Annotated in this window: 19 protein-coding genes; 10 read left to right on the top strand and 9 right to left on the bottom strand. The window is 67.4% G+C overall.

Annotated elements, in window-relative coordinates:
* The first annotated feature begins 59 nt into the window (after positions 1 to 59).
* Complete coding sequence (locus F1D05_RS29455; protein WP_185443666.1) at positions 60 to 1,247, top strand: epoxide hydrolase family protein; 1,188 nt, start codon at positions 60 to 62, stop codon at positions 1,245 to 1,247.
* Here the strand turns inward: F1D05_RS29455 and F1D05_RS39460 are convergent.
* Genes F1D05_RS39460 through F1D05_RS29465 form a run of 3 tightly spaced genes read right to left on the bottom strand, consistent with a single transcriptional unit; the run spans position 1,234 to position 1,878 of the window.
* Positions 1,234 to 1,431, bottom strand: a complete 198-nt coding sequence (locus F1D05_RS39460; protein ID WP_219732968.1) for a zinc-binding dehydrogenase — start codon at positions 1,429 to 1,431, stop codon at positions 1,234 to 1,236. The genes F1D05_RS29455 and F1D05_RS39460 overlap by 14 nt on opposite strands.
* A gap of 13 nt (positions 1,432 to 1,444) precedes the next feature.
* Complete coding sequence (locus tag F1D05_RS42265; protein ID WP_281388784.1) at positions 1,445 to 1,576, bottom strand: hypothetical protein; 132 nt, start codon at positions 1,574 to 1,576, stop codon at positions 1,445 to 1,447.
* A complete protein-coding gene (locus tag F1D05_RS29465) occupies positions 1,573 to 1,878 on the bottom strand; it encodes an alcohol dehydrogenase catalytic domain-containing protein (RefSeq protein WP_185443667.1) in 306 nt (101 codons plus the stop codon). The genes F1D05_RS42265 and F1D05_RS29465 overlap by 4 nt, the downstream gene beginning before the upstream one ends.
* Before the next feature lie 84 nt (positions 1,879 to 1,962).
* On the opposite strand from F1D05_RS29465, the gene F1D05_RS29470 reads away from it, so the two are divergent.
* Positions 1,963 to 2,589 carry a DUF2461 domain-containing protein gene (locus F1D05_RS29470; RefSeq protein ID WP_185443668.1) on the top strand — a complete coding sequence of 209 codons (627 nt, stop codon included), beginning with the start codon at positions 1,963 to 1,965 and terminating at the stop codon, positions 2,587 to 2,589.
* Between the two features lie 41 nt (positions 2,590 to 2,630).
* Here F1D05_RS29470 and F1D05_RS29475 read toward each other — a convergent pair whose 3' ends face one another.
* On the bottom strand, positions 2,631 to 3,506 hold the full coding sequence (locus F1D05_RS29475) for a helix-turn-helix domain-containing protein (protein ID WP_185443669.1): 876 nt from the start codon (positions 3,504 to 3,506) through the stop codon (positions 2,631 to 2,633).
* Between the two features lie 466 nt (positions 3,507 to 3,972).
* On the opposite strand from F1D05_RS29475, the gene F1D05_RS29480 reads away from it, so the two are divergent.
* Together F1D05_RS29480 and F1D05_RS29485 are read left to right on the top strand one after the other, a co-directional pair.
* On the top strand, positions 3,973 to 4,164 hold the full coding sequence (locus tag F1D05_RS29480) for a hypothetical protein (protein WP_185443670.1): 192 nt from the start codon (positions 3,973 to 3,975) through the stop codon (positions 4,162 to 4,164).
* 26 nt (positions 4,165 to 4,190) lie between these two features.
* Positions 4,191 to 4,382 (top strand): hypothetical protein, encoded by a 192-nt coding sequence (locus F1D05_RS29485; protein ID WP_185443671.1) that lies wholly within the window; start codon positions 4,191 to 4,193, stop codon positions 4,380 to 4,382.
* A gap of 224 nt (positions 4,383 to 4,606) precedes the next feature.
* On the opposite strand, the gene F1D05_RS29490 is transcribed toward F1D05_RS29485, so the two are convergent.
* Positions 4,607 to 4,840 carry a DUF397 domain-containing protein gene (locus tag F1D05_RS29490; protein WP_185443672.1) on the bottom strand — a complete coding sequence of 78 codons (234 nt, stop codon included), beginning with the start codon at positions 4,838 to 4,840 and terminating at the stop codon, positions 4,607 to 4,609.
* Positions 4,841 to 6,271: 1,431 nt separating this feature from the next.
* Between F1D05_RS29490 and F1D05_RS29495 the strand changes: the two genes are divergently transcribed.
* Both F1D05_RS29495 and F1D05_RS29500 read left to right on the top strand, forming a co-directional pair.
* Positions 6,272 to 7,099 carry an SAM-dependent methyltransferase gene (locus F1D05_RS29495; RefSeq protein WP_185443673.1) on the top strand — a complete coding sequence of 276 codons (828 nt, stop codon included), beginning with the start codon at positions 6,272 to 6,274 and terminating at the stop codon, positions 7,097 to 7,099.
* Positions 7,100 to 7,276: 177 nt separating this feature from the next.
* Positions 7,277 to 8,056 (top strand): hypothetical protein, encoded by a 780-nt coding sequence (locus F1D05_RS29500; RefSeq protein ID WP_246486082.1) that lies wholly within the window; start codon positions 7,277 to 7,279, stop codon positions 8,054 to 8,056.
* Between the two features lie 22 nt (positions 8,057 to 8,078).
* On the opposite strand, the gene F1D05_RS29505 is transcribed toward F1D05_RS29500, so the two are convergent.
* Positions 8,079 to 8,471 carry a DUF1801 domain-containing protein gene (locus tag F1D05_RS29505; RefSeq protein WP_185443675.1) on the bottom strand — a complete coding sequence of 131 codons (393 nt, stop codon included), beginning with the start codon at positions 8,469 to 8,471 and terminating at the stop codon, positions 8,079 to 8,081.
* A 171-nt stretch (positions 8,472 to 8,642) separates the two neighbouring features.
* Here F1D05_RS29505 and F1D05_RS29510 point away from each other — a divergent pair, with 171 nt between their 5' ends.
* Positions 8,643 to 10,013: an NAD(P)/FAD-dependent oxidoreductase gene (locus F1D05_RS29510; RefSeq protein WP_246486083.1), complete on the top strand. Its 1,371-nt coding sequence runs from the start codon at positions 8,643 to 8,645 to the stop codon at positions 10,011 to 10,013.
* Here F1D05_RS29510 and F1D05_RS29515 read toward each other — a convergent pair.
* Complete coding sequence (locus tag F1D05_RS29515; RefSeq protein WP_185443676.1) at positions 9,961 to 10,992, bottom strand: GbsR/MarR family transcriptional regulator; 1,032 nt, start codon at positions 10,990 to 10,992, stop codon at positions 9,961 to 9,963. The genes F1D05_RS29510 and F1D05_RS29515 overlap by 53 nt on opposite strands.
* A gap of 184 nt (positions 10,993 to 11,176) precedes the next feature.
* Between F1D05_RS29515 and F1D05_RS29520 the strand changes: the two genes are divergently transcribed.
* The 3 genes from F1D05_RS29520 (at position 11,177) to F1D05_RS29525 (ending at position 13,165) form a co-directional block, all read left to right on the top strand.
* Positions 11,177 to 12,040 carry an ABC transporter ATP-binding protein gene (locus tag F1D05_RS29520; protein ID WP_246486084.1) on the top strand — a complete coding sequence of 288 codons (864 nt, stop codon included), beginning with the start codon at positions 11,177 to 11,179 and terminating at the stop codon, positions 12,038 to 12,040.
* Positions 12,041 to 12,170: 130 nt separating this feature from the next.
* The gene (locus tag F1D05_RS42270) at positions 12,171 to 12,302 is read left to right on the top strand and encodes a hypothetical protein (protein ID WP_281388785.1); all 132 of its coding nucleotides are present in this window, start codon (positions 12,171 to 12,173) and stop codon (positions 12,300 to 12,302) included.
* Positions 12,302 to 13,165, top strand: a complete 864-nt coding sequence (locus F1D05_RS29525; protein WP_185443678.1) for an ABC transporter permease — start codon at positions 12,302 to 12,304, stop codon at positions 13,163 to 13,165. Before F1D05_RS42270 ends, F1D05_RS29525 begins: the two co-directional genes overlap by 1 nt.
* Before the next feature lie 16 nt (positions 13,166 to 13,181).
* Here F1D05_RS29525 and F1D05_RS29530 read toward each other — a convergent pair whose 3' ends face one another.
* Positions 13,182 to 14,159 (bottom strand): sigma-70 family RNA polymerase sigma factor, encoded by a 978-nt coding sequence (locus F1D05_RS29530; RefSeq protein ID WP_246486085.1) that lies wholly within the window; start codon positions 14,157 to 14,159, stop codon positions 13,182 to 13,184.
* A 149-nt stretch (positions 14,160 to 14,308) separates the two neighbouring features.
* Entirely contained in the window at positions 14,309 to 14,653 is a 345-nt protein-coding gene (locus tag F1D05_RS29535) for a UBP-type zinc finger domain-containing protein (protein ID WP_185443680.1), read from the bottom strand.
* Positions 14,654 to 14,857 lie beyond the last annotated feature (204 nt).

The following is a 14,857-nucleotide window of genomic DNA, read 5'->3' on the forward strand; positions in this document are numbered from 1 at the left end:
GGAGCTGTCTGCCGTGAAACCCGGGTGCGGTCGCGGAGGCGTTGCGAGAGGGTGTTGCCATGAGCATCGAATCGTTCCGGATCGAGTTTCCGCAGTCGGCTTTGGACGATCTGAACGAGCGGCTGGATCGGGTCCGGTGGCCTGACGAGTTGCCAGGCGTCGGCTGGGAGTACGGCGTACCGCTGGGATATCTGCAGGAGTTGGTGCGGTACTGGCGGCACGAGTACGACTGGCGCGCGGCGGAGGCGAAGCTCAACGAGTGGCCGCAGTTCGTCACCACCATCGACGGTGCCCGCATTCACTTCGCGCACGTTCGATCGCCGGAGCCGACCGCGACACCGCTGCTGATCTCACACGGCTGGCCGGGGTCGATCGTGGAGTTCCTCAAGGTGGCCGGGCCGTTGACCGATCCCCGCGCACACGGTGGCGATCCGGCCGACGCCTTCCATCTGGTCATCCCGAGCATCCCCGGATTCACGCTGTCCGGCCCGACCCGGGAGACCGGGTGGGAGTACAAGCGGGTGGCCGCGGCGTACGCCGTACTGATGGAAGAACTCGGCTATCCCGCGTACGGCGTCCAGGGCGGCGACTGGGGTTCGGCGATCGTGCGCGAACTCGGGCGGATCCGTCCGGAGCGGGTGATCGGTGTCCACCTGAACCTTATCCCCGGGGTCGGCGCGACGCACGAGCCGACCGCCGACGAACTCGCTCCGCTCGAGCCGGCCGAACGCGAGCGGACGATCGCGTCGTGGCAGCGGCATCAGGGCTGGGCGAAGGACAAGCAGGGGTACGCCGACCTCCAGTCGACCAAGCCGCAGACGCTCGCCTACGGGCTGACGGATTCGCCGGTGGGTCAGCTGGCCTGGATCGCGGAGAAGCTCGAGGAATGGTCCGACCAGCCGATTGACCGAGACCAGTTACTGACGAACGTGATGCTCTACTGGCTGACCGGTACGGCGGCGTCGTCGGGGCGGATCTACTACGAACGAGCGCATGCCGCCTACTGGGGACAGCCCGACGAACCGTCCCCGGTGCCGACCGGGATGGCGGATTTCCCGAACGACAACTTCATCCCGTTGCGCTGGCTGGCGGAACGGGCGAACACCATCGCTCGCTGGACCTCGTTCGATGCCGGCGGCCACTTTCCCGCGATGGAGGTGCCGGAGTTGCTGACCGGCGACATCCGGGCCTTCTTCCGCGACCTGCGAGGGACCGCCGGTGGCGAGCTGGGTTTTACGGCCGGATGATCAGCTTGCCGGTGGTACGGCGGGCGAGCAGGTCCTCGTGGGCGTGCCGGGCCTGGTCGAGTGCGTACTCGCCGCCGAGGATCGGGCTGATCGTCCCGGCCGCGGTGAGGCGGAGCAGTTCGGCGAGCGGTTCACGGTAGCCGCCGGCATAGTTCAGCGCCGGGACCAGCCAGAAGCCGGCCACCGACTGGTTGCCCTCAGCAAGTACGCCGATGTCGACGAGCGGCCGGCCTTCCCGGCCCGCGTTCCCGTACGAGGAGAGCCAGCGCTTGGCCGTCGGTGACCTCGTCCGGTACGTCCACCGCGCGGGCCTCGGGGATGACAGTCAACTCGGCGTACCCGCCGCCCAGGCGCGCGGCCGGGCGAAGATCGGTCCCAGCTTGCGGGCCTCGAAGATCGGTGCGAGCAGGCGCCGGCCGTCCGCGGTCCGGCCGACGACCTCGACGCCGGGGACGAACGGGAGCTGGGTACCGCCGCGGTACGACCCGTCGGTGCGGTGGGTGTCGGCATAGTTGACGCCGGCCGCGCTGGTCCGCACCAGGATCTGACCCGGTCCGGCGACCGGGTCAGGAAGCTCGGCGGGGACGAGGACCTCTGGTCCGCCGTAGCGGCTGACCTGGATGGCACGCATAACTGGGATTCCGTTCCGTCGAGTGGTGTCCGGTCCGGCAGTCCGGGAGTTGGGCCGCGAACTGCGGTCTCTATCGTGACTGTTATGAGTTTCACCGGGTTCCCGACCGCCGCGCTCGACTTCTACGACGACCTGGAGATGGACAACACCAAGACGTTCTGGAACGAGCACAAGCACGTCTACGAGGAGTCGGTAAAGGCGCCGATGACTGCGCTGCTCGCGGAGCTGGAGGCGGAGTTCGGGGCGGCCAAGCTGTTCCGGCCTTATCGCGATGTGCGGTTCGCCAAGGACAAGACGCCCTACAAGACGCATCAGGGCGCGTTCCTCGATCTGGGGCCTTCGACCGGCTGGTACGTCCAGGTCTCCGCGCCCGGAGTACGGGTCGGCGCCGGCTTCTACGAGGCGTCGGCGGATCGGCTGGCGAGAGTGCGGAACGCGATCGACGAGGACCGGCGCGGGAAAGAGCTGGAGAAGCTGCTCGCGAAGCTGGAGAAGGCCGGCTGGACGCTCGGTGGCGACAAGCTGAAGACCAGTCCGCGCGGCTACGACGCCGACCATCCCCGGATCGAGTTGCTCCGGCACAAGTCGATGACGCTTGGGAAGTCCTACGGGTTCGAGCCGATCATCCACAGCCCGGAACTGGTCGACCAGATCCGGCGGGACTGGCGCGCCACCCGCCCGTTCCTGGATTGGATCGCCGCGAACGCTTGACGGCTTTGAACCCCCGACCTCCTGCCGCCGCGCGGTCGGCGCTATTCGTCGAAGTCTTTGAGGATGCGGGCGATGTGGTCGCGGGTCTTGTTGGGCGGGGGAGCGGCGACGCAGAGGGCTTCCATGGTGGCCGTGTACTGGTCGAGGTCCTCGAGCTTGTCCAGGTAGAGCGCGCTGGTGAGGTGCTCGATGTAGACGATGTCGGGCAGGTCCTGCTCGGGGAACCGGAGGATGCTGTACGCGCCACCCGTCGCCGCGTGCCCGCCGGACTCGAACGGCATGACCTGAAGGGTTACGTTCGGCAGGTGGGTCGCCTCGATCAACGCCTCCAGCTGGATCCGCATCGCCTTCACGCCGCCGATCGGGCGCCGCAGTACGGACTCGTCGACCACGGCCCAGAGCCGGACCGGGCTCTGCGCACGGTGCAGCACCTCCTGCCGGCTGACCCGCAGCGCGACGCGGCGCTCGACCTCCTCGGCCGGGATCAGTCCACGACCGAGCTGGACGACGGCTCGCACGTACTCCTGGGTCTGCAACAGGCCGGGGATGAACTGGAGCTCATAGGTACGGAGCAGTTGGGCGGCGGCTTCGAGGCCGAGGTAGGAGTGGAACCAGCTCGGCAGCACGTCGCCGAAGCGGTGCCACCAGCCCGGGTTGTTCGCGTCCCGGGCGAGCGACATCAGACGCTCGCGTTCCTCGCCGTCGTCCAGTCCGTACAGCGAGAGCAGGTCGCCGACGTCGCGTTCCTTGAACCCGACCCGGCCCAGCTCCATCCGGCTGACCTTGGACTCCGATGAGCGGATCTCCCAGCCGGCGTCCGACCGGCTGATACCGGCCGCCTCCCGCATCCGGCGGAGATGCGCTCCGAGAATGATCCGCAGCGCTGTCGGTCCGCTCTGCGCGCCCGACTCAGTCACGCTCACCTCCGACGCCCCAGCCAATACCCAGCGGACGGTGTGCCCACCCCGACCAAATCATCGCACGTCCTCGCACTGAACTGTCGAAGTTCTTACACAAGAGTCGCCTCTAGTGGTCGCGGTCGCCATCTCGATCACAGAGCGTCAGCATAGCTCTTTCCGGCATCGATGCCAGTTTTCAGCCAAGTCCTGACAAAGTCGAGTCGTTTGGGGGTCGTATTCGGGTCCTTCGAGGTTGCTCCGAAGCCCGATTTGAGCGTGCGAACGGCCTCGAAACGGTTACAACTGAAAAACGTGCGGATGCACGTGCATCGGGCGCTTGCATTCGTACTGTGCGACCGCCATGATTGCTTCATGCACAGAAGGTGAGCTGGAACACGCGAATAGTGACATCGCGTGATCTGGCGGGCCGGTCCACTGATCGTCGGCGGAGACGCCGACCTGACTGGTTGGGGAACCCGAGTCGATGAGCAACTACGACATCGAGGCCGTCGAACACGGCGCCGACACCAGCGGTGGGCGGGCGCCTGACGAGCTGACCGAGCGGGAGATCCAGGAACTGGTCGCGCGCTGCCCCGAGCAGCAGCGGTGGGCCTTCGAAGGCTGGCTGCGAGGAGTCCGTCAACTCGACGGCGACCCGATCGTGAGCCTGGGATGAACAGCGACCGAGTAGGAGGCCGGAAGATGGTGCGGATCTGGTTGGGCGACCATCTGATCGCCGAGTACGTCGCGGAGCCCGACCGGGCATCGCGTTACCAGCGGATCATGACGCCCAAGTTCACCGGATTGCGAATCACCGTTGACAATGCGGCCACGGCCGGCGCCGTCTCGGAGCTTCCGAAGAGCGAGCAGCTCTGGCCGCTCACCGTGCAGTAACGCGGTAGCCGCTCTCCTCTTGTCTTACCTATAGCTGCCGCGCGGCTGCCGTAGGACGGGTACCACGAAAGGCCGATCTTCACTGAAGATCGGCCTTCTCTTTTGCTCTCTGCCCGTCTCAGGCCCGCCTGGTCGGGCTCGCGGCTCTTCAGATGGGTCGCCGGAACGTCAGAGACCCCCTCACCACTCGCCTGGTGAAGGGGTCTCTTGCCTTTGGGGTTCGGTCAGACGAGGTCTTCGAATTCCCCGTCGTGTACTCCACCGAGGAATGCCTCGATCTCCGCCTTGGTGAAAACCAGCGCCGGTCCGGACGTGAAGCGCGAGTTGCGCACCGCCACACCACCGTCCGCCAGCTTCGCCACCTCTACGCAGTTGCCGTTAGGGCCACTTCGCTGACTCTTCCGCCAGGTCAGCTCGCTCATGGCGTCCCCGGGCATGCCGTTGTAGATAGCAGTCATCAGCTGCACCTTCCGTACGTCTTTGGCATATGCACGTGCATTTGGGCTTGCATTTGCATCGTACACGCTAGAGGGTCCTGTGTCCGGTCCATTACTCACCGTCGTCCCACGCCCCTCCACCCCGGCGCGCCGGTAGCTCACCGTGAGTAGAACGGCCCGATCTGCCGGCGAAATGCGCTCCGCGACACCCGAAGCGCGCGGCGACACCCGAAGCGCTCCGCGACACCCGAAGCGCGCGGCGACACCCGAAGTGCGCGGCGACACCCGAAGTGCGCGGCGACACCCGAAGTGCGCGGCGACACCCGAAGCGCGCGGCGACACCCGAAGTGCGCGGCGACACCCGAAGTGCTCCGCGACACCCGAAGTGCGCGACGAGGGCCTCGGAGCGGGGATCCGTGATCAGGACGGCGCGGCTCCTCTGCCGCGGCTAAGAGGTGCGCGGCGCCCGCCCCGCCGTCCCCACGACTCACCTGACGAACTGGAGAAGGCCGGCTTCGTCGAACTACAGCCCACGGATGCGGCTCCTGCGCCGGCGAGTCGCGTCGCCACGCCGACCCACCCACGCCAAGCGGCGCCCCCATCCCAAGGCGCCGCTCCCGCACCACAATTGAGAAGTGCGCCCCTCGTCTCCACGGCTCGCTTCGCGGAGGCGCGCAGTTCCTGCGCCGCAACTAAGAAAGTGCGCGGCCCCTCGCTCCACGACTCACCTCGCGGAGGTGTGACCCGCCGGGTGTGGTCGGCGAGGTCAGCCCAGATTCGCACGGCCTTGGTGAGGCCGGCCCCGGTCCGGGGGCCGACCGATCGCCCCCGATTCGGCGTCTTTGAGCACCGGTTGAGCATTCCTCCGCGGTGGCCGTGCTCATCTGGTGCACAAGGATCGCCCCGGTGTCGCATTGTGGAAGGGGTGTCAGGTGCTACCGGTCGAACGCTGCCGAGCTTGCTCGACGAGGCGGGTTTGGGAAGGACCGTCCGTCTTCGGCCAGGTCCTCGAGGCCGGCGCCCACTCGGCTCGGCCAACACCTGGCTGACGAAATGGTTTCGAGCTGCCGGGTTCTTCGTCCGCTGCCGGACTTATAGCGCGCTATCGGCCGAACATCGCGTCAGCGGACCCGATTCCGGGCGGGTTGGCGGGACTGGGGACACCTTGCCGGGTGCTCGGACATGTTGTTCGGTGTTCGCAGCCCCCGGATGGTGACCGAGCACTCCAGATGGTGTCCGCAGCCCCGGCGTACTTGCCCGGCGTACGGGCTCATCCTTCTGGTGTTTCGGGGTGGCGGAAGGGGTCTTGTGTGATTGAGGGATCAGGTAGTTTCCTGCCTTACCTGGAATCCTTGCCAGAAATACACCGGGGAGAGCTGATCCACCCTTCCACTGGTATTGAGATGTACTAGGCTGACTGGAACGATCCCCCCCGACACGAAGGCTCCGCCGATGGCGACTCCCGACGGCCCGGACGCAACTCCTGGCTTCGACACCTCCCAGCCGACCATCGCGCGCGTCTATGACGCATTGCTCGGTGGCAAGGACAACTTCGCCGCCGACCGCGAGGGCGCGGCGACTTACCTGAAGTACGTACCGGACGCCGGTCGCTGTGCGATCGACAACCGGGCAGCACTGGTGAAGGGTGTTCAGTATCTCGCGCGCACCGCGGGAATCGACCAGTTCCTCGACATCGGCAGCGGTCTGCCGACGCAGAAGAACACTCACCAGGCGGCGCAGGAGGCCAACTCCAAGGCCAAGGTCGTGTACGTCGATGTCGACCCGATCGTGCTCGCGCACGGCCGCGCGTTGCTCGCGACCGACGACAGCACGATCGTCGTCACCGCCGACCTGCGTGAGCCGCAGAGCATCCTCGACAACGAGGAGATCAAGCAGCACCTGGACTTCACCCGGCCGATCGCGCTGATGATCGTCGGCATCCACATGCATTTCCACGACGACGAGAAGCCGGACGAGTGGGTCCGCACGTTGATGAACGCGCTGCCGAGCGGCAGCTACCTGTTCATCACCGACTTCGTCAACACCGGTGAGCCGCTGCAGGCAGCGATCGAGCGGGCCGGCCTGGAGAGCCTGGGTAACGGCTACATCCGGACCCCGGAGCGGATCGAGCAGCACTTCCTCGGCATGCCGCTGGTGGCGCCCGGCCTCGACTTCCTCGCCCGCTGGTTCCCGGAGAACCCCACCGGCGAAGTACCGGCCGCTGAGGACCTCCAGCCGTACCAGCGCATCCTGATGGCGGGAATCGCCAAGAAGGACTGACACAGCACCGACAAAAAGGCGCGCGACCAGCTGGTGGCGCGCCTTTTGCGTGCACGAAGAATCAGCTTGGTGGTCGACGGCAAGCAGTCGCGGGTGTGCCGGTTGTGACGCTGCGTACCGGGTACCGGCACAATGGGGCTGACAGCTTCTATTGATGAGGACCAAGTGCACTACCGGATGATCAGGACGGTGCCCGCCGACGCGGTCGCCATCGTGCGGGCGTACCCGCCGATGGTGATCTGCTTCGCGGCGGCCCTGGCCGGTACGGCGCTGGTCTTCGACGTGTTCTACCTGGTCGCGAGTCCCGGCCTGACGCTGGCGATGGTCTATACGGTGCCGGTGCTCGCGGGATTGATCGCGGGTCTGGTCGCCGCCTCGGACGAGGTCGGCCTGGAGCGCAAGGTGCTCGGCTGGACAGTGGCGGCGACGATCTCCGTCGCCATCACCAATGTGGTGGTGGTCGCGATGATCGCGGCGATGCGCCGGACCGGGCGGTCGAACTGGTCGGCCGGGTTCCGGGCGATCCTGTTCGCGGGCTGCAGCGTGCTGGCGGTCGCTATCACGATCGTTGTCGTCGGCAACCTGATTCCGCGGCTCGGGATCGAGATCAGGACCAAGCTGCCGAAGCGGACGAAGAAGGTCTACGTCCCGCCGCCCGCGCTCGCCGCGCCGAAGCCGCGAGCCAGTAAAGAGGCGGCCGCCCGGGCGAAGCCGGTGCGGGTCGAGCCCGCGCCCGAGGTGATCGAACCCGAGCCCTTCGAGGAGCAGTACGCCGCCCCGGCGTTCGTCCCGCCGCCGCCGAAGGTGGTCGACCTCGAGGTGCCACGCGAGGTCGTCCTGCGATCCGAGGGCACCGGTCACGCCGATCGCCTCGTGCCACGCCCACGCCGTACGCCGTCGGTCCCACCATCCCGCCGCCCCCACCGCCCCCACCGCCCCGGCCGCCGCGACCGCTGACCCGGCAGTCCTTAGGTCGGGCTCAGGGCTTCTTGAGTTTGCGCCAGCCGCCGGCGCGGTTGTTGGCGATGATGTGCCGGAACATGTCCGCGAGGGCCGGGGCGGGCAATGTCTCGCCTTCGCGGACCGAGACCGTCCGGGCGGTCGAGTTGTCGTGGCCGGCGGTGATGATGCCCTCCGGGTCGGGCACGATCGCGCCGTCGTACAGGAAGACGTTGACGTGCGTCTTGGCGGCGAGCAGGGCGCAGATGTTGCCGTCGAGCACGAAGTACGGCTGGACCGTGCGCTTGATCGTCTCCACGACCTCGTCGTCGACACTGTGCACCAGGTCCCGCACCTGGTGACAGATCTGCTGCTGCCACTCCGGCAACGCATCGATGTAGGTGTCGACGCGCGGGTCCTTCTGATAGCTCATGTCGCCATGCTGCCAGTCAGGTCAGAGTGCGGCGAGGCGCCACGGGGCAGCGGAAGTCAGTACCACGACCTTGCGGAGCCTCAGGGGTAGTTCTCCTGTCGTCCGCGACGGGTGCTCCGATCCTGACCCGGGCCGGGCGTCGACCAGCGTGTTCGAGCAGGGAAACGGTGGGTGACACTGGTAGTCGTCGAGGAGGCACCGGTGAAGCTGGTCTGGGACTTGGTCGTGGTGGGTGCGGGTCCAGCAGGTACCGCGACCGCGCTGGGCGCGCTGGCGGCTGATCCGTCACTCTCGGTCCTGTTGGTCGACCGGCATGACTTTCCCCGCGACAAGCCCTGCGGGGATGGCATTGCGCCGCAGGTGCTCGACCTGCTCGAGTCGGTTGGCGTGACTGGGCTGCTGGACGACCGTACGCCGGTGCGCCGCCTCGCGCTCCGCCGTGGTGAACTGGAGGTCGCGCGGGATATGGCGAGGCCGGCTTGGGTCGTGCCGCGGAAGGTGTTCGACCAGCGACTCGTGGAGGCGGCGCAGGCGGCGGGGGCTCATCTCGTCCGGCACCGGGTCAAGTCGATCGACGTACGCCGGGACTCCGTGCAGGTGGACCACCTCGCGGGAGCGATCGTGGTCGGAGCGGACGGAGCCAACTCCGTCGTACGGCGGGCAATCGGCGAGCGCGACCACGTGGCTGGGAACTCCGCCTTGGCCAGCTCCTCGGCGCCCTCCTCCTCAGACGAGGTCGGTCGTGATGGTTCGGCCGAGAGGCGGTGGCGGGCACCAGGCGAGTGGCCGTTCTTCGACCGTACGGCGGGTAGGCCGGTGGCGTTGGCCATCCGGGGCTATGCGCCGACTCCGCCGGAGCGGGCCGCGCGGCAGGAGATCGTGTTCGGTCTCGGACGCCAACCGTCGTACGCGTGGTCCTTCGACCGCGGCGACGGGCTGTCCAACGTCGGCTACGGCGAACAGTTGATCTCGAGCCGCCCGCACCCGACGCGGGCGGAGCTGCTGGAACGACTCGAAGAGTTGCTGCCGGGGGCAAGCGCAGATGGGGGCGACTGGCGAGGGCATCATCTGCCGCTCTCCTCCTGGTCGTGGCGCCCGCGCAACGGGCGAGTGCTGCTCGCAGGAGACGCGGCCGGCCTGATCAACCCGATGACTGGCGAAGGCATCTACTACGCGATCGCCAGCGGCCTACTAGCCGGCCAAGCAGCCGCCGCCGCGATCAGGTCAGGCAACGCGGGCAGGGGTGGCGAGCTGCTCGGTAGCGCCACCGGTCGGTGGTCGGGTCGAACCCGTGCGGTGACCGTGGTCGACGCGGGGGCGGCGTATCGGCGTACGGCTGGGCGGTTGCTTGGCAGTCATCTGCGGCATACGGCGTTGACCGCGTTGCTCTGCAGGTCGGGGTGGGTGCTTGATCGCGGGATTCGCGCGTCGGCGGCGGATCAGGGGGTATTCGACGACCTGGTTGAGATCGGCCTGGCCAACGGACGCATCACACCGCAGTTGGTGCGTGGGCTGTTAAAGCCTTTCGCTGGGTGGCCGTGAGGCGGAGGGGTTTGGCGATGACGGTGTAGGTGTCGTCGGGGTGGTGGTTGATGACGACGGGGTCGGTGAAGTAGGCGTAGGTTTCTGCGGCTTGCAGGGCGTCGTCGACGCGAGGACGAGGCCAGGTCAGGGCGGTGCTGAGCTGGGGCGCGGTGAGTGGTGTGCCGGCGTGGATCAGTGCGGCGAGGACGGTCATGGCGTCGTCCGCGGCGATGGCGGTCGGGCCGCCGTTCATGTCGTCGCTGAGTTGCGCGAAGAAGACGCCCATCTTGTCCAGTCGCGAGCCGGCCGGAGTCTCCAGGCCGAAGAGCTTCGCGCCGTACTGCGCGGCTTCGGCCCAGTCCGCGTTCGTTCGGGCGCTCGTCATCCAGGCCCGGAGCCAGACGTCGTCCTCGATCACGTAGTACTCGTGCCGCTGGCCGGTCTCTCGTCGTCGCTCGATCATCTCTACCTTCTCCAGGTAGGCGATCGCCTTCGAGATCGAGGCGGGGCTGACTCGCAGTTGGCGGACGAGCTCGGCAGCGGTGAGGCTGCGGGAGTCCGTCGTGTAGAGGCTGGCCAGCACGCGCGCGACCATCCGGGGGAGACCGGCTTCGACCATCAACTCGGCGAACCGCTCGGCATACTCGCGAACCGCGACAGCATCGCGCCCATACTCGTCCAGCTCTACGCGTTGCCGCCCCGGATCGCGTCCGTCCTCGTCCGCCTCGTCCGCCTCGACGCGTTGGCGGCCTGGACCGGCTCCGGCGTGATCGAGCACCTCGCCAGGCGGCCGCCTGCTTCGGCGAGCGCGGCTCTCGGTGGCGTAGTGCGCGTGGTCGGCCCGGTACCCGGCCGGACCGCCGTTGCGGGCGATCTCGCGGCTGATGGTGGAGGTCGGCCGGTCCAGCTGCCTGGCGATCTCGGCATATCCGAGACCTTCCGCGAGACCGGCCGCGATGGTCTGGCGATCCTGGTGCCGGAGCCTGCCGCCTGGCATTCGTCCTCCCGATGCATTCACCGTCAGCTCATTGCAACGGTCACCGAGGGACCTTTGCGTTTGCTGTCATTTCCCTTGCAACGATAGCCTTGTTTGCTCCAGAAAGTTGTTCTCGATTACCGCAGCTTTGTTGCCGGGTGCTGAAACGCAACGTAGTTTCCGGGCAGAAGCGAGGGAGCTGATGATGACTGGTGAGGTTGTGCTCGGGGTCGACGGACTGCGGATGCGGTACGGCGCGACGGACGTGTTGCAGGACGTGTCGTTCGAGGCGAGACGGGGAGAAGTGCTGGTTCTGCTGGGCCCGAATGGCGCCGGGAAGACCACGACGATCGAGATTCTGGAGGGGTTTCGCGGCCGGTCAGCCGGAGAGGTCTCCGTGCTGGGGACCGACCCGGCGTACGGCGACGAACGGTGGCGATCGCGGCTCGGCGTAGTACTGCAGTCGTGGCGTGATCATGGCAACTGGCGGGTGCAGGAACTGCTTGCCCACTTCGGCACGTACTACGCGCCGTACGCGACCGCCGCGGTGCCGCGACCGTGGGATGCCGCTGAGCTGATCGACGCGGTCGGGCTGACCGCGCAGGCTGGTCAGAAGATCAAGACGTTGTCGGGCGGGCAGCGGCGGCGGCTGGACGTGGCGATCGGGATCGTCGGACGGCCGGAGGTGCTGTTCCTGGACGAGCCGACGGTGGGATTCGATCCGGCTGCGCGGTACGAGTTCCATCAGTTGGTGCGGGAGTTGGAAGGCACGGTGCTGCTCACCACGCACGACCTGGACGAGGCGAGCAAACTCGCCGACCGCATCCTGATCCTGGCGGGTGGGCGGATCATCGCAACCGGTACGCCCGCGGAGCTGAGCCGGCAGATCGCAGCCGAGGACGAGGTGCGCTGGAGCCGCGACGGAGAGCACTTCGCGCTCTCTACCGCGGACTCGACTGCCTTCGTGCGAGAGCTGTTCGGCCAGTACGGCGAGGCGATCGCCGACCTGGAGGTCCGTCGGGCGTCCCTCGAGGACGCCTACCTGCAACTGATCCGAGAGGCGGCGTGATGAGTGGAGGGGACAGCGGAACGGCGGGCGGTCCACGATGCGGCGCGACAAGTCGACGGAGCGGCGTACGGGCGGCTGATCCGCGCGTGATGACCGGGTCGCACGACGTACGGGCAGGTGATCCGGCGTGATGACCGGGCTGAAGGGCGTGCGGGTGGGTGATCCGCGAGGTCGCTGGATGAGCCGGCGGAACGGCGTACGGGCGGGTGGTCCGCGCGTGATGACCGGGTCGCACGACGTACGGGCAGGTGATCCGGCGTGATGACCGGGCTGAAGGGCGTGCGGGCGGGTGATCCGCGGGTTGTGGCGGTTCGGAGTGGGGTGGCTCAGGGGTGGATCGAGTTGCGGCAGTCGTTTACTTCTGCGGGTGAGTTGGTTGGGCATTTCCTCTGGCCGGCTTTGCTGCTGATCGCGCTGTTCTTCTTGCGGGACAGGACTTTCGGCGGATTCCAGCTCGGCGCGCTGGTGTTGCCGAGCATGGTTGGGATGAACGCGGCGATGGGCATGGTCAGCATGAGTCAGCAGCTCACCGCCGATCGCGAGGACGGGACGTTGCTGAGGGCAAAGGCCACTCCGAACGGGATGCTCGGCTACCTGGTCGGCAAGGTCGTTTCGGTGGCCGGTGGATTGCTGGCGGACTTGATGATCCTGCTGATCCCCGGCCTGCTTCTGGTCGACGGGCTGACGATCGGTGGGTCGTGGATCGCCTTACTGTGGGTGCTTCTGATCGGCCTGGTCGCGACGCTGCCGCTCGGTGCGGTACTGGGGTCGGTCTTCACCACGGCCCGTGCGCAAGGGCTGATCCAGCTACCCGTACTCGGGCTGATCGCGATCTCCGGCATCTTCTACCCGATCACCGCGCTCCCGGACTGGGTGCAGTGGATCGCGCAGGTGTTCCCGATCTACTGGCTGGGTTTGGGCATGCGGTCCGCGTTCCTGCCGGATTCCTTTGTGGGCGTGGAGATCGGCGACTCGTGGCGGCACCTGGAGACCATCGGCGTACTCGGAACCTGGGCCGTACTCGGGCTACTGATCGCACCCGTCGTCCTCCGCCGGATGGCTCGCCGCGAATCCGGTTCCGCTGTCGCGAGTCGTCGCGAACGGGCCCTTCAACGAGTCGGCTGAGCAGTACGGCTGAAGTTCATTGTCTTGGCGGCAGGCCGAGCAAGGGAAAGACCGTCGGGTCGACAAAAGAGGTGACGGCCGCGATCTTCTCGCCATCAAAGGTGAGCACGTCGATGGACCACGGGAGGTGCTCGCTGTCGGCTGTTTCGCCCAGATAGCCAGCGATGGCGACCTGACCGTTGACGGTGACGGGGATGTGCCGCCAACTCGGGCACAGGGTCAACGGGATCGTGGTAGCGAAGTCGCGGACGGCCTCGATCCCGTCGTACCAGTGACCCAGGGGCGGCATCGACCAGGTGACGTCCTTGGTGAGTAGCGCGATGAACGACTCGGCGTCGCCTTGCTCGAGCGCTGTCGAGTACTGCGTGACGATGTCGCGAATCTTGGTGTCGCCGAGGTCGCGCAGGGTGCGCTGCTGGCTGACGGCCGGCACCTTGTCGTTCACGATCCGCCGGGCGCGCTGCAGGGCGCTGTTCACCGACGCGGTCGAGGTGTCCATCATCTCGGCGATCTCGGCCGCGCTGAAGTCCAGTACTTCGAACAGCAGCAGCGCCGCCCGCTGATTTCCGGGCAGGTGCTGCAACGCCGCGACGAAGGCGAGCTGAACCGCCTCGCGCTGCTCGTAGCTGTCGCCGGGCTGGTCCGGATACGGGCCGAGCCAGCTGATCTCGGTCAGCGGCGGGTTGTCGAGTACTGCGCGGTCGCTGGACGGCCCGAGATCCATCGGCAACGCCCGCCGGCCGCGCTGCTCGACCAGGTCCAGGCAGGTCCGGGTCGCGACCGTATACAGCCACGACCGAACCGAACTCCGCCCCTCGAACCGGGCCAGCCCCTTCCAAGCCCGCAACAGCGCATCCTGGAGAGCGTCATCGGCGTCGTATGAGGATCCGAGCATCCGATAGCAGTGCGCGTGCAACTCCCGCCGCAACGGCCCGACCAGCCGATCGAACGCCAGGTCATCCCCACCCCGCGCCGCCTCCAGCTCAGCAGTCACCGCCCATCCCCTCCCACCGCTCAACTCCAGCGAGCTCATCCCGCCGTGTCTTCCGCCTTGCCCAGGCGGGCTCAACCCACCACGCCGGCCTCAGCCCGCGACCCACCACCGACGAACTCGTCCCGTCACGCCGACCTCAGCCCGCCGGTCTACTGGCGGACGTGATCTTCCCAGTCGGGTGGGACGCTGCCGCCCGGGACGGGCTGGGTGACCGGGTGGGCGTCAGGGGAAGCGAGGTCCGGACCCTCGACGAACGTCTCGGTCACGTAGTTCCAGAACCACTGCTCGCCCGGCTCGTAGGAACGAATGACCGGATGCCCCGCGCTCGCGGCGTGGTTGCTCGCGTGCTGCTCAGGCGAACTGTCACAGCAGCCGATATGCCCGCACTCGGCACAGCGCCGCAGGTGGAACCACCAGCCGCCGTTGTCCAGGCATTCGACACAGCCGTCCCCAGACGGGCTGACCTCCGGCCGAATCCCGGTGATGTCCGACATCCAAGCTCCTCTCTCACTGCACCCAAAAGCCCCGCCGTACCGCGGGCGGCTGGTCACAACCGGCAGGTTCGCCGGTCCCGACCACCACCCTGGCACATACCCCGTCCAAGCGCGCGGGTCGTCTACTTCGCGATCTCCCCCAGATGACCGGCCGGTCGGCAAAGAGCGCCGTCCGGCCCGCCGAGTTCCCCACTGCCCGCTCTT

The sequence above is a fragment of the Kribbella qitaiheensis genome (assembly GCF_014217565.1).
In the GTDB taxonomy this organism is placed as follows: domain Bacteria; phylum Actinomycetota; class Actinomycetes; order Propionibacteriales; family Kribbellaceae; genus Kribbella; species Kribbella qitaiheensis_A.